This is a genomic window from Leucobacter komagatae (assembly GCF_000834055.1).
Classification (GTDB): Bacteria; Actinomycetota; Actinomycetes; order Actinomycetales; family Microbacteriaceae; genus Leucobacter; species Leucobacter komagatae_A.
Genome location: NZ_JXSQ01000020.1, coordinates 1 through 14127 on the forward strand (window position 1 = coordinate 1; position 14127 = coordinate 14127).

Annotated in this window: 10 protein-coding genes; 7 read left to right on the top strand and 3 right to left on the bottom strand. The window is 60.1% G+C overall.

Annotated elements, in window-relative coordinates:
- The first annotated feature begins 52 nt into the window (after positions 1–52).
- The 4 genes from SD72_RS12495 to SD72_RS12505 all read left to right on the top strand — a co-directional run bounded on the left by SD72_RS12495 (position 53) and on the right by SD72_RS12505 (position 5753).
- Positions 53–1210 carry an ATP-binding cassette domain-containing protein gene (locus tag SD72_RS12495; protein WP_232299757.1) on the top strand — a complete coding sequence of 386 codons (1158 nt, stop codon included), beginning with the start codon at positions 53–55 and terminating at the stop codon, positions 1208–1210.
- 4 nt (positions 1211–1214) lie between these two features.
- A complete protein-coding gene (locus SD72_RS18715; protein ID WP_084767192.1) occupies positions 1215–2336 on the top strand; it encodes a glycosyltransferase family 2 protein in 1122 nt (373 codons plus the stop codon).
- A gap of 9 nt (positions 2337–2345) precedes the next feature.
- Positions 2346–3485, top strand: a complete 1140-nt coding sequence (locus SD72_RS12500) for a glycosyltransferase (RefSeq protein WP_042544804.1) — start codon at positions 2346–2348, stop codon at positions 3483–3485.
- A gap of 1182 nt (positions 3486–4667) precedes the next feature.
- Positions 4668–5753, top strand: a complete 1086-nt coding sequence (locus SD72_RS12505; RefSeq protein WP_042544805.1) for a glycosyltransferase — start codon at positions 4668–4670, stop codon at positions 5751–5753.
- 41 nt (positions 5754–5794) lie between these two features.
- Here SD72_RS12505 and wecB read toward each other — a convergent pair whose 3' ends face one another.
- Complete coding sequence (wecB, locus tag SD72_RS12510; protein ID WP_042544806.1) at positions 5795–6862, bottom strand: non-hydrolyzing UDP-N-acetylglucosamine 2-epimerase; 1068 nt, start codon at positions 6860–6862, stop codon at positions 5795–5797.
- A 55-nt stretch (positions 6863–6917) separates the two neighbouring features.
- Between wecB and SD72_RS18610 the strand changes: the two genes are divergently transcribed.
- Together SD72_RS18610 and SD72_RS12520 are read left to right on the top strand one after the other, a co-directional pair.
- On the top strand, positions 6918–8036 hold the full coding sequence (locus tag SD72_RS18610) for a glycosyltransferase family 4 protein (protein WP_052492666.1): 1119 nt from the start codon (positions 6918–6920) through the stop codon (positions 8034–8036).
- A gap of 10 nt (positions 8037–8046) precedes the next feature.
- On the top strand, positions 8047–9342 hold the full coding sequence (locus SD72_RS12520) for a nucleotide sugar dehydrogenase (RefSeq protein ID WP_042544807.1): 1296 nt from the start codon (positions 8047–8049) through the stop codon (positions 9340–9342).
- A 43-nt stretch (positions 9343–9385) separates the two neighbouring features.
- Here SD72_RS12520 and SD72_RS12525 read toward each other — a convergent pair whose 3' ends face one another.
- Positions 9386–11194, bottom strand: coding sequence for a LicD family protein (locus tag SD72_RS12525; protein ID WP_157000574.1), 1809 nt, complete (start codon positions 11192–11194; stop codon positions 9386–9388).
- A 113-nt stretch (positions 11195–11307) separates the two neighbouring features.
- On the opposite strand from SD72_RS12525, the gene glf reads away from it, so the two are divergent.
- Complete coding sequence (glf, locus tag SD72_RS12530; protein WP_157000575.1) at positions 11308–12447, top strand: UDP-galactopyranose mutase; 1140 nt, start codon at positions 11308–11310, stop codon at positions 12445–12447.
- Positions 12448–12501: 54 nt separating this feature from the next.
- On the opposite strand, the gene SD72_RS12535 is transcribed toward glf, so the two are convergent.
- A complete protein-coding gene (locus SD72_RS12535) occupies positions 12502–14031 on the bottom strand; it encodes an alanine/glycine:cation symporter family protein (protein WP_084767193.1) in 1530 nt (509 codons plus the stop codon).
- Positions 14032–14127 lie beyond the last annotated feature (96 nt).

The window sequence follows — 14127 nt, forward strand, 5'->3', positions numbered from 1 at the left end:
GAACCGCAGAGCAAAACTAGCTGGGGAACACAACAGACGTTACGCATATCGTGTGGCGACGATTATGACGGAGATGGTCGACGCTCTGAAGGAAGTAACGCTTCGAGGCAAGCTCGATGAAGTGGCAACAGTCATCTCGAGTAACCGTGCGCGCGCAACCCGAGCGCGAGCAAATATGTCCTTCCTGGGTATCGTTCCAAAATATGCGTTCGAGGTTGCCTTGATTGGCGGGTTCTTGCTGATTGGTGGAACGTCATACCTCATCGGGGGTAGCGCTGCTGCCGTTGGGTCCGTCACGCTGTTCGCCGCCACGGGGTTCCGAATGATTCCGGCAATGAATGGCGTGCAAGGAGCGGTCACGAACGCATCGGCGAATCTGTTCTTTGCTCGTGATGTGATCACACAGTTGACTGCTTCGCGCGCACGAGTGAGCGAGGAAAGCATCCAAGTTGCCGACGAACTCCCTCTTCCTCCGAACCCGCGGTTGCTTGAGCTCAAGGACGTGGCGTTCAAATATCCGGGAGCGGATAATGAAGTCCTCAAGGGGCTCTCCTTGCGTGTCCCTTTCGGTACGAGTCTGGCCATCGTCGGTCCCTCCGGCGCGGGAAAATCGACGCTTATCGATATTCTCCTTGGCTTGAGTACACCCACCTCCGGCGCCATGTCGATTGACGGAGTGCCCCTGTCGGAAGTGATGGGCCAATGGCGTTCCAGGGTCGGCTATGTGCCGCAAAGAGTTGCCCTGTTCGATGCGTCAATTGCTCAAAATGTTGCGCTTACTTGGGGAGACGACTATGACGCCGACCGAGTGAAGCAATCGCTTGAACGGGCGCGTCTCGGCGACCTTATCTTGCGAGGATCTGGAATTGCCGAACCCGTGGGGGAACGTGGACAATCTGTATCGGGTGGTCAGCAGCAGCGTTTGGGGATTGCGCGAGCGCTCTATTCGGATCCGTTTGTGATGGTCATGGACGAAGCGACGAGTGCGCTCGACACAGCAACTGAGAACCGCATTACTGAGTCGCTTCGGGAGCTGCATGGAGAGGTCACATTCATCACAGTCGCTCACCGGCTAGCTACGGTGAGGGACTATGACCAGGTGTGCTACCTCGACCAGGGGCGCATTTTGGGCAGCGGAACGTTTGATGAGGTAGTCGCCCAGGTTCCAGATTTTCGGGTGCAAGCAACCCTCGCGGGTCTTGTGGATTAGTGACATGGCTACCATCGAGATCATCATTCCGGTTCATGCGGCGACCCGCCCGGTAGAACGAGCGGTAGCGAGTGTTCTCGCTGACGGTGTCCCCGAAGTCTCCGCTGTCGTTGTCTGCCATAATCTGTCTCGAGCCGAGGTGGCGGCGCGATTAGGCAGGCTTGCTGCTTTGCCGAGCGTACGCTTCGAGGAACTCCACGATGGAAGCGATACCCCGGCGGCACCCCGGAACTACGCGATCTTCAGGTCCACGGCCGACTATGTTGGGTTCCTGGACTCTGATGATGAATTGCAGCCGGGCGCTATGGCAGGGTGGGCCGCTGAACTGGGAGGAAGCCCAGACGTGTTGGTCGGCCAGCTCCATGTTGAGGGGGCGGGGAGAATGCTCGCTCCGCTCCCGCGACTCGGACACTTCGATCGGCTTGATCCGGTCCGAGACTTGTTGAACGATCGGACCACGCTGCAAGGAGTGTTAGTGAAGGCATCCGTTCTCCACTCCCCAGAATCTCCCGGTTATGACGAGTCATACCGCGTTGGTGAGGATATAGCGATTGGGTTATATGTCTGGAACTGTGCGAAGCAAATCCGGTACGCCCGGACGTTGCCGGGATACCTGCTCCGGAACGATGCTAGCGATCGGCTCACGGCTGAACGAACAGAACCAAAAACCCTCTTCGATCCGCTAACTTCGGTAGTAGGACATTCCACGCTCGCAGCATTGAGTTCCCGACGGCGCCGGGCCATAGCTGTAAAGCTGTTGCGCCGCCACGTTCTAGGCTTTCTTATTTCTCGCCATAGGTCGGGGGGCAATGTCGAAAGTGCGTTCCCTGCTGCGGGCGCTGTATTAGATGTCTTGATGGCGTATGGGCCTGGGGCTATTGGATACTTTCAGCGAGGCGAGGCCCGAGCTATTGCTGCAATACGTAGGGGTGACGAGGAGGCCTGGAATGAGGCGGTTTCGTCGATGAGTTCAACACCTGTTTGGGGGAAGTTGGTACCTCTAAACCCACTGCGTGTCCTCTCGCCTCAAGCGTATCTCGTACGCGGGCGACGGTCACGACGGCTTGCTATGTACATTGAGAGCCTCATTGGAGGCCCCAGCACCTTGGGCCCTGCGCGCAGTTAGGATGAGGTAGTGAAGACAGAAAAGCGGCCTAGCCTGCTCATAGTGTCATTCTCTGACATAGCGAATGATGCCCGCGTAAAGAAGCAGATTGCTCTTTTCGCTGACCAGTTTCGGGTCACCACGTGTGGCCGTGGTTCTGCAATTCGCGAGGACGTAGAACACATTCAGCTCTCGGCTGGATCGTCGCGCGCCCGAGAGATTCTTCAGGCAGGCCTCCTCAGAGTTGGGTTCTGGCGTGGCGCCTTTGCGCTTGAACCTGAGGTTCGGGTTGCTCGAAAATTGCTGAAGGGTCGCCACTTCGATGTCGCGATTTCCAACGATCTCGAGAGCGTACCGGTTGCTGCCGAACGCGTTGGATACGATCGAACGGTCGCGGACTTGCACGAGTACTGGCCGGGCCTTCACGATCAACTTTCGAAGTGGGTCACCCTTCGGCAGCCATACTTCCGATGGATGATCCGGAAGTTCGTGGCCCGTACAGGTGCAGCTATCACGGTTTCTGCGGCGATTGCGGAGCGATACCGGGAAGAGTTCGGAATTAGCTGCCAGGTCGTCCACAATGCAACACCGAAACACAACCTTCAACCGGGTGCGGTGGGCGAAATCATTCGCGTCGTCCACTCAGGAGGCGCCCAGCCCAACCGGAAGCCTGAGGTGATGATGCGAGCAGTTGCCCGTTCCTCTGCATCAGTGACGATGGACATGTACCTCACCGGTCAGGACACCGCATACGGAAAGAGCCTCAGGGAACTTGCAGCAGAGCTGGGGGAACGTATTCGCATTCTTCCGCCCAAGCCCTACGATGAGCTGGTAGAAACGCTCAACTCTTATGATGTTGGTGTTCACATACTTCCTCCGACCAACACCAACAATTCGCTCGCGCTTCCGAACAAGCTGTTTGATTACGTTCAAGCCAGGCTCGCGCTTGTTGTGGGTCCCACCGAAGACATGGCTCGGCGGGTGAAAGGCTTTAACCTGGGCGCCGTCGCCGACGGATTCACTGAGGATGATGTTGTGCGTGTCCTCGATTCGCTCTCACCCGAAAAAGTGCGTGAGTGGAAACGTGCATCCCACGTCGCAGCGGCTGTGTTGAACAGTGAGTCTGAGCTGCCAGTTCTGGCTGCCGCAGTCGAAAGCGTCCTGGAGTAGCACGTGCAGACTCCTGCGACGAGTACGGTCGAGAAGCATCTTGATGTTGATGTCGTAATTGCCGTCCATACCCCGACACGACCAGTTGAGCGCGCAGTTGCGTCAGTTCTGGACCACACCAGCGCGACAGTGCGAGTTACCGTGGTCGTTCATAATACTGAATTGGAACCGATCCATGCCCGGCTGAAGCAGTTTCAAAGTGATGTCAGGCTACGCATGGTGCACCATGTTGACGGCTTCAGTACGCCCGCAGGTCCCAAAAAACGCTGGACTTGCTATAGCTACGGCGCAATTTGTTGCAATGTTGGACTCAGATGATCAACTGGAGCCTGGCGCGTTGGACGCATGGTTGTTCGCAGCACGTCAGCCAAAGACGACCGCGGATTTCGTGATTGCCCCGAGCTCGTCTCCGGGCGGACGATTGAAGCCATCGCCACCTGTGCGCTGGTCACGTGTAGGCCGGCGGCGGAGCGCTCCGCTTGACCCGTCGGCCGACAGGCTGTTCTATCGTGCTTCCCCGCTTGGACTCATCGGGCGAGAGCGGTTCGGGCATGTTCGGTTTAGCGAGGGAATCGCAACGGGGGAAGATCAAGCCCTGACGGCGGAAGTCTGGTCGACTCCGGGGGCAAAGATTGTTTTCCCGGTGTTTGCCCCCCGATACCTGGAATTTGACGACCAAGGCGACCGAGTGACAAGAGAGCCGCGTGCCGTAGCAGAAGAGTTTAGGTCACTGGACTTCACGCTTGCCCCGGGGGCTCGGTGGGCGACTTCCTCATCGCTGCGATTGGCCCTCGCGACCAAGCTCATCCGCATCCACCTTTTCGACGGGGTCAGGCAAAGGCTTCCTGCAGCATGGGATTCTCAGACAGCGACCGCGCTTGCGGAGGTGGCCGAGCGGATTCTTGAGTGGGAGCCGCGTGCTAGCCAGTTGCTATCTAGAGCTGATGCAAATCTGCTGCATGCCGTGCTTGAAGCCGAGAAGGGTGTTGACCGAATGTGGGAGCTTCTGCGGGCGAGTGCCCGTCTGCGGTCGTTCCCAGCACTGGTTCCACAACGGTTCGGAAGGGTCTTCCACGCGCAAGCTCCGTTACGCTACCACTTGGCTGGAGCACTGCTACGGCTACGCACCCGACGACGGTAGTGCAGCCTTGGAACTTAAACCTCGATCTGAAAGGATGCACGATGCCACGCATGATTTTCCATGTGCCGTATCCCTTGAACCCGAGCGCGACCTCGGCGAGTGGCATTCGACCGGTGCGAATGCGCGAAGCATTCGAAGCCATCGGCTTCGACGTCGTTGAGATCTCGGGTGATGCGAGACGCCGCCGCCGAAGCATTGCCTCGGTCAAGCGCCGGATTCGTGCCGGCGAGGTGTTCGACCTGGTCTACTCAGAAGCTTCGACCAAGCCGACTGCGATGACGGAAGCGCACAGCCTCCCCACGCACCCGTTTCTTGACATCGGATTCCTCCGATACTGCACACGGCGAGGGATCCCCGTCGGTGTCTTTTACCGCGATATTTACTGGAACAGTCCAACGTATCTGGAGACGGTTCCCGCGCCGATCGCAGCCGTCACCCGGATGCTGTATCGGTCTGACCTACGGCGCTATCGGACTTCCGTCTCCCGTATCTTTGTGCCATCGATGCGGATGGCCGAAGAGATGCCGCTTACGCATATAGGGCAGTGCTCGGCGCTGCCTCCGGGGTCGCCGCTGGTTGATTCTGCCCTCCCAAAGGAGGGCATCTCCCTCCTGTACGTTGGGGGAACCGGGAGCTACTACAGGATGCAGCAGACGGTTGCCGGGGTTGAGAGCGCCGAGGGCGCACGCCTCACGATCTGCACCCGAGAAGCCGAATGGGAAGCATCTCGAGTCGCATATTCAGATGTGATGGGCGACGCGACCACGGTCGTGCATCGTTCAGGTCCTGAACTCGAAGTCCTGTATGACGATGCACATCTCGGTGTGCTGATGATGGAACCAATTGGATATCGAGAGTTCGCGGCACCGATGAAGCTGTACGAGTATCTCGGACACGGCAAACCGATCCTTGCAACGGAAGGGTCGCTTGCCGGGGACTTCGTGACCGAGCACGGGGTTGGATGGGCATTGCCATACCGGGCACACGCGCTCGCTGAGCTATTGCAGCACCTACAGGCTCACCCGGAGGAGTACGCATCCGTTCGGGCGCGGGTGCTCGACGTGCGAACTTCGCACACGTGGGAAGCACGCGCCAAACAGGCGGTGACCGCGTTGATCTCGACCTAGCTGGCGGTACTAAGCCCTCCACCGATACCGGCGTCGTCGTCCTAGGCGATTCGTGCCGAGATCGCTGCGACGGCCGCGCCGGCTGCATGACCAGTCCCGTATGGTGTCGCATCAGTCGGGCCTGGGGTAGGGCGCGTGATCGCGGCGGTGATCTCTTCCGGAGTGTTTGCGAGCACGTTCCAACCGAGGGCAACTGTCTCTACCCACTCAGTCTCATGTCGCACTGTCGTGCACGGTACGCGGAGGAGGAACGCTTCTTTCTGCAGCCCACCAGAGTCGGTAATAACACCAGAGCTTGCGAGTACGGCGGCGATGAGTTCGGGGTAGGCGAGCGGATCGCGGGTGGTGAGCGCGCCGGCCTCGAGAGAAATGCCGTGCTCGTCGGCTTTTGCGCGGACCCTCGGGTGAGCGAGGAGCACGACCGGTTTGTCTGCCTGTGCTAGTGCCGAAACGACCTCACTCAACCGTTCGGGATCGTTCGTGTTTTCGGCGCGGTGGATCGTTGCGACATAAAACTCGCCCGGTTGAAACTCACCTCCGAGTGGATTTGCGCCACCCGAGGCAAGCACGCGATCGCGAACCTGATAGAGCACGTCTGTCATGACATCACCGACCAGGACCGCGCGTTCGGCGAGACCCTCCTGCGCCAGGTGGGCCATCGCAACCTCAGTCGGCGCCAGGCAGAGGTCCGCTGCGTGGTCGGTGAGGACGCGATTGTGTTCTTCGGGCATCTCCCTGTTGAAGGAGCGAAGTCCGGCCTCGAGGTGAGCAACAGGGAAATGAAGCTTCACCGCGCTCACGGCAGCGGCGAGCGTCGAGTTGGTGTCGCCATAGACGAGCACACAATCAGGGGAGAATCGTTCAAGTACCTCGTCCATCTGCGCGAGGATGCTACCAGTTTGCACGCCGTGGGTGCCTGATCCGACGCCGAGGTGGGCGTCCGGAGCAGGGATCCCGAGATCTCTAAAAAAGACATCCGACAGCATCGGGTCATAGTGCTGACCGGTGTGCACGATGATGTGCTCGTGCCCGGCTGCGGCGATTGCCTCCGCTATGGGGGCGAGCTTGACGAACTGGGGGCGCGCGCCCACAACACTCATGATCTTCACCGTCCCAATACTACAGAGTGAGCGTCCGGACGCATGGCTCACCTAAACTGGCGGCATGCGCGTGCTCGTCGTCACACCCTGGTATCCGTCCTTAGAAGCCCCGGGGGCCGGGGTGTTCAACCTTCGAGACGTTGAGCTGCTTTCGCAACAGCACGAAGTTACAGTGCTGCACCTGACTCATCCGGGTGCCTCGCTAGCAGGCCCCGTCCCGGGGGATACCCGCGAGTTTCCCACCGAGCGCGTGCCGTTTGTGCTGTCTCGCCCTGGCACGCTGCGCGGTGCAGTCGCTGCCATTCGGAGACTAGGGGCGCAGGTCGACCTCGTCCATAGCATGGCGTTCCCCGCACTTCTCCCCGTCGCGCTCGCGAAAACTGGAAAGCCGTGGGTTCACACCGAACATTGGTCTGGGCTAGTCGGGGCTGCGCCGAGCCCGCAAGCGAAGGTCGCGCGTGCTGTCCTCAAGCCCAGCCTTTCTCGGCCGCATGAGGTGGTCGCTGTTGGGCGGGGCCTCGCGGATGTAATTGACAGGGTACGAAGCGTGCCTGTGACGGTGATCGGGAATAAGGTGCGAATCGCCCCAGCCGGAATGTCGGCCTTGCCAATGACTGGTGGCGCTGATGAACCACTCAAGCTCGTCGGAGTCGGTGGACTCGTTCCTCATAAGGGGCCACTCGCGGCATTGGACGCCATGATAGAGCTGAACGCCCGCGGAATTGACGCTTCGCTGACGTGGGCCGGGGTGGGCCCGCTCGATCAGGCACTACTGGAGCGGTCAGTCGCAGCGGGAGTGCGCGAGCGTCTCTGCCTTCTGGGGCATGTCGATCCCGAAGCGCTCGGCGATGTTCTCCTTGCGCATCACATGTTTGTGCTCCCAACCGATGGGGAGACATTCGGCGTCGCTATCGCGGAGGCGCTCGGGCACGGACTTCCAGTTGTGACCAGCGGGGTAGGGGGGCACCTTGACTTTTTGCCTCCTGAAGCCTCGAGAGTTGCGGCGTCGGAGAGCGCAGCGCTCGCGGACGCGATAGTGGCGCTGAGAAACGACCCGACGCGTTGGGGGAACGCCGAGATCCGAGATTATGCGGAAACGCAATTCTCAGAGGATGTGAGGGGGCGGCACTACCAGGGCGTCTATGCATCCGCTTCCCGCCGTGCTCAGATCGAGAAGAGGTAGGATCGTCACTGTGAAGATCGCAGTAGTTGCCACCGGAAAGATCGGCCTCCCGCTCGCCACCCAGTTTGCCTCGATGGGGCACGAGGTTATTGGCGTGGACGTTAACCAGGCGCTTGTTGACGTCATCAACTCGGGCGTTGAGCCCTTCCCCGGCGAGGCTGGACTCGCAGACAAGCTCGCAGAGCAGGTACCTTCTGGGAAGCTTCGCGCGACGACGGATTATGCGGAAGCGATCCCCGGCGCCGACGCGGTGGTACTCGTGGTGCCGCTGCTCGTCGACGAGGAAACCTGGGAACCTGACTTCAAATGGATGGATGCTGCGACAACCTCGCTCGCAGAACACCTCACCCCGGGGACTCTGGTGTCGTACGAGACGACACTGCCGGTCGGCACCACGCGTAGCCGGTGGAAGCCCTTGATAGAGCGAGTATCGGGCCTCACCGAGGGTGAAGACTTCCACCTCGTATTTTCCCCAGAGCGTGTCCTGACCGGCCGTGTGTATGCCGATCTCAAGAAGTACCCCAAACTTGTCGGAGGCTTGAACGAAGTCGGAACCAAGCGTGCCATCGAGTTCTACGAGTCTGTACTTACCTTCGACGAACGCGCAGACCTGCCGCGTGCGAATGGTGTGTGGGATATGGGCACGGCAGAGGCCGCTGAGATGGCAAAACTTGCTGAGACCACATATCGCGATGTGAACATTGGGCTCGCAAATCAGTTCGCTCGGTACGCCGATACGGCGGGTATCGATGTGTATAAAGTCATCGAGGCGTGCAACTCGCAGCCGTTCAGTCACATTCACCGCCCCGGCATTGCGGTTGGCGGTCACTGTATTCCGGTCTACCCTCGGCTGTATCTGTCGACAGATCCGGAAGCCGATATTGTGCGCACCGCGCGAAACTACAACGCAACTATGCCGAAGTATGTTGTGGATCGCGTTGAGCAGACCATCGGCGATCTCACGGGACAGCGAGTCGTGGTCCTCGGGGCCTCGTACCGTGGCGGAGTTAAGGAGACTGCCGTTTCTGGCGTGTTCCCCACTGTGGCGGAATTGGAGGAGCGGGGGGCCGTCGTGACGGTTCACGACTCCGTATTTTCTGCGGAAGAACTCGCGGGCTACGGTTTCACCGCACATGTCTTGGGCGACCCCGTAGAGGTTGCAATCCTGCAGGCCGATCACGCGGAGTACAAGTCATTCGGCCCCGCGGATTTCCCCGGCATCAAACTGTTTGCAGACGGGCGCAACTTCACTGACCCGAAGGTTTGGGCGGGTGTTCCGCGCATCGTGATCGGGGCGGGCGCGTAATAGCGATCTTGCTTGAGAGAGCAGACGCGGGAGACAGGTTCCGTTACTTTGGAGACCTGTCTTCCCCGGTATTTGGGCTGATTCCAGGTGTGAACCGCTGCTCAGCGAGGTCCATCAGTTCGGCCACTCGCAACGAATCTCGACGGTACTCGTCGAGTTCGCGTTCGAGCTCGGCAACTCGCTCAGTAAGTACGCTGAGCGCCTCTTTCTGGCTTTGCGGGCGGGCCCGCAAGAACAATCGCTTCAATTGACTGCGCAATGATTCTTCCTTCGGTGGGAACGGGCGTTCGGAAAGTGTGAACCGGGCACCGTATGTGCGGCGGTCCGATCGCTGCGTCGGGTTCTCAGCAGAGGTATCTTCGGGCGTTTGTGGTGCGGATTGCTCGATCGGGATCACTTCCACCCCGAGACCAAGCGCTTTCGCCTCGCGCTCTAGGTCGTAGGAGGCCAGGTGCCACGTCGTCGGGTCGTCAAAACGAATGTCCTCCGCCGGATGCCCGTGGAGTGTTGCGACCGCGGATCCTCCGGAGCGGAGCGCCATCCTGACCAGCCGTAGCGCGTTGCCGCGAGCGAGATGCCCGACCTCATCTAGGAAATGGTTCGCGACAATGTCGAAGGGGCCACTGATGCCGAGCCTAGCCGGAGACGCGAGTGCGAGCGTCCGGTAGAGATTGATGTGCGCAGTTTCGAACCCGTCGATTGCGCCTCGTTCTCTCGCGATGGTAGAGGGCCCGTACGCGAAATCCGAAGCAATAACTCGTCGTCTCGGAGCTGCTGACGTCAGTCGGCCGGCGAGGTCACCATCTCCAGCGCCGAGTTCAAGTACTACGGGCGACGACAGCTCTGTTTCGTGCTGAACGATCCAGTCTCGTCCTGGATGCCATTCAGAGAAAGCAGGTGCATTCGGATCTGCGTACCAGTCGTTCCAAAAGTCCCGGTGGAAGTGGAATGCTCCGAACCATGTGTTGAAGCGCCGTCTGGTGGTCTCCGGGGTGTGAAGCTGATAGCCAGGGATGGGTGTGCGCCAGTTCTCGTCGTAGTTGATGACGAGCCAGGCTTCAGGGTCAGCGGGCGCGGGGTAGACGTGCTCGCCGATAGCGGCATTGGAGAAGGGCACCATTTGGTCTTCGCGGAGCCTGCCTCGTACATGGAACGGCTGGTTGACCATGCCGTCCGCAGTAAAGAAGGCGGTAAAAACGTCGATGTAGTAGTCGGGGTCTCCTTCAGGGGTGCGAAAGAAAAGCTGCATGTGCGCTGCGCTATGTCGGACAAGCTCGTAGCCGAGATTCTGAAGGGCATGCCCGGTCCTAAGGCCTTCGGCTGCAACGTCAGCGGGGTTCGTGAAATCGGAGAGGTAAGCAATGTCCGCGTCATCGTCGTGCGGGAGGAGCGCACCGTCTCGAACTGCGCCGAGCAGGGTGCCGCCAACAATGAATGGGTGTAGCCCGAGGCCGCGCAACACCTCGATGATCTCGCTCGTTCGATTCAAGATTCGTTCTTGCACCCCAGGGTTTCCGGCACCCAACGTCTTGCCGAGTCGGCCCCACTTGTTGATGGAGAGGGGGATCCCTTCGCCGTCGACCACGGCGGTCCGAACTGGCGTCGCATCGAAGGCAACAGTGAAGCGAGCATACTCGACGCCGTTCCCGGAATCCACGACAGTAAGTTCGGTGGTGCCTACGAGGTGCGGTGCCAATGGCCCAGGCCAAGAAACCCTATGAGCGTCTGGCAGTGCATCGGTGCCGAGGGCTATCGACCACACCCTTACCCCGTCAAAGCAGACATCTACCGAAGCGACGTCTCCCGGCAGTGCGGGGAGCGTGATCGTCGCGTTATCTGCTGAGGGAGTCATAGGCGGTGGCAGCTCAATTCGGAATACCAGGGTATCCGATCCAGCATACTACTCAAGTAGAATGGCCTCACCCCAACACGATGCACAGCGGGCTGACGGATAGACTAGGCCCCATGGATCTTCTCGTAGTTGGCTCTGGGTTCTTTGGCCTCACCATCGCTGAACGCGCTGCAAGCGCCGGCAAGAAGGTGGTCGTCATCGACCGCCGCAACCACATTGGCGGGAACGCTTACTCCGAGGCAGAACCGGAGACTGGCATCGAGGTGCACCGATACGGCGCACATCTTTTCCACACCTCGAACGAGACCGTGTGGGAGTACGCGAACCGCTTCACTGAGTTCACGAGCTACGTGCACAAGGTGTACTCGAACTTCAAGGGTGAGGTCTACCCGCTCCCGATCAACCTCGGCACGATCAACCAGTTCTTCCGGTCTGCGTACAGCCCGGACGAGGCTCGCGCACTGATTGCCGAGCAGGCAGGTGAGTTTGATACGAAGAGCGCCCAGAACCTCGAAGAGAAGGGCATCTCCCTCATTGGGCGGCCGCTCTATGAGGCCTTCATCCGCGATTACACGTCGAAGCAGTGGCAAACGCCGACAACGGAGCTGCCCGCTGAAATTATCAGCCGCCTTCCGGTGCGCTACACGTACGACAACCGCTACTTCAATGACACCCACGAGGGGCTGCCGGTCAACGGGTATACGGCCTGGCTCGAGAAGATGGCTGACCACCCGAATATCGAGGTTCGCCTGAACACGGACTTCTTCGATGAGTCGCAGCCGCTCAACAAGGCCGCTGTCGCAGGCAAAGTCCCGGTCGTCTACACCGGCCCCGTCGACCGTTACTTCGACTACGCGGAGGGTGAGCTCGGCTGGCGCACGCTCGATTTCGAGCAGCAGGTGCTTCCCGTGGGCGACTTCCAGGGAACCAGCGTGATGAACTACGCCGGAGAAGATGTGCCGTACACGCGCATCCACGAGTTCCGTCACTTCCACCCTGAGCGGGACTACCCCACCGATAAGACCGTCATCATGCACGAGTACTCGCGGTTTGCGAAGCGGGAAGATGAGCCCTACTACCCCGTGAATACTCCGGAGGATCGGGAGCGGCTGCTGAAGTACCGCGCACTCACCGAGCAGGAGAGCGGCGTGCTGTTCGGGGGTCGACTGGGCACGTACCAGTACCTCGACATGCACATGGCCATTGGCTCGGCGCTCTCGATGTGGAACAACAAGCTCGAGGGCACACTCTAACCGACTACACAGTGTTGGCCTCCCGGTGACGGGAGGCCAACACTCTTTTTTAAGCTACTCGGGCGGGAGTACCTCGACGGTTCTGGTTGCTGGCGTGCGTGGGGTTCGCCCCGCCGCCGAATCTAGCTCAGCCTCGCGTCCGAGCCAGGACTGGTACCCAGGCTCGGACGCGAGCGCGCGCTGGATCTCTTCCGGGGTTGCCTTGAGCTTCGGGTCGAACTTCAGGTACGCCCGGGTCTCTCGTGCGACAAGGCCGGAGAGGATCAACAGCCCAATGAGGTTCGGGATCGCCATGAGGCCGTTCATCATGTCTGAGAAGGACCACGCGATCTCGAGCTGCGTTGTCGCTCCAACGAAGACGACCAGCGCGAAGACAATCCGGAACGGAATCGCTACGCTGCGGCCAAAGATGCGAACGATGTTTCGCTCTCCGTAGTAGGACCATCCGAGGATCGTAGAGAAGGCAAAAAGCACGAGACCCACCGTCACGACCCAGTGCCCCCATTGCCCTGGGAGGCCCTGTGAGAACGCCTCGCCGGTCATGAGCGCAGCGGAGAGTTGTTCCCCGCTGCCGTCGTCAATGAGCTTGTACGCGCCCGTGGTGACGATGACGAGGCCGGTCATGGTGACGACGATAATCGTGTCGATAAACGTCTGAGTCATCGAGACGAGCCCCTGCCGGACCGGGTGGCTCGTCTGGGCTGCAGCAGCGGCGATCGCTGCGGAGCCCATACCGGACTCGTTCGAGAAGATGCCGCGCGCGAAACCGTACTGCACGGCAATGATGAACACAGAGCCAGTGAAGCCGCCGGCGGCTGCTGTACCGGTGAACGCATCGGTGAAGATCGTGCCGAGTGCTGCGGGAATGTCGCCGACGTTCATGGCGAGGATGTAGAGCGCCGCCAGTACGTAGAACACGATCATGATGGGGACCAGCCCGGAGGTGACCCTACCGATCGACTTGATGCCGCCTACGAGCACGACGAGCGCGAGCGCGGTGAGGATCACACCGGTCACCCAGACCGGCACGCTGAAGCTGTTCTCGACGTTCGCCGCAATCGCGTTGGACTGGGTGAGGTTGCCGATACCAAAGCAGGCGAAGACCGCGAACACGGTGAACGACCACGCGAGAATTTTTCCGACGGGGCCCTTGATGCCCTTCTCGAGGTAGTACTGCGGGCCGCCGTTGCGGTCACCCTTCGCGTCAGCCTGACGGTAGCGCACACCGAGGAACGCCTCAGTGTACTTGGATGCCATGCCGAGCAGCCCGGTGATCCACATCCAGAACAGTGCGCCGGGGCCGCCAATGCCGATCGCGGTTGCGACGCCAACAATGTTTCCCGTGCCGACTGTTGCGGCGAGGGCCGTGGTCAGGGCCTGGAACTGCGTGATGTCGCCGCTCGAACCCGGGTCTTTCCGACGGAGCAACCCGAGGTTGAGGGCAGCACCAAGCCGGAGGAACTGAATCCCCCCGAGCCGGAAGGTGAGGTACAGGCCAGTGAGGAAGAGGAGTGGAATGAGAACAAAAGGTCCCCAAATCACGCCCCCAATGGAGTCAAGGACTTCTTGGAGCTTCTCGGTCACAAAGCATCACCGTCTTTCGCGTCGTTGCGGGGTCGGGGCCAGATGCTCGTGACTGCCCAACCAAGATAACAACGGAGACTAGCATGCCTGCGTGGC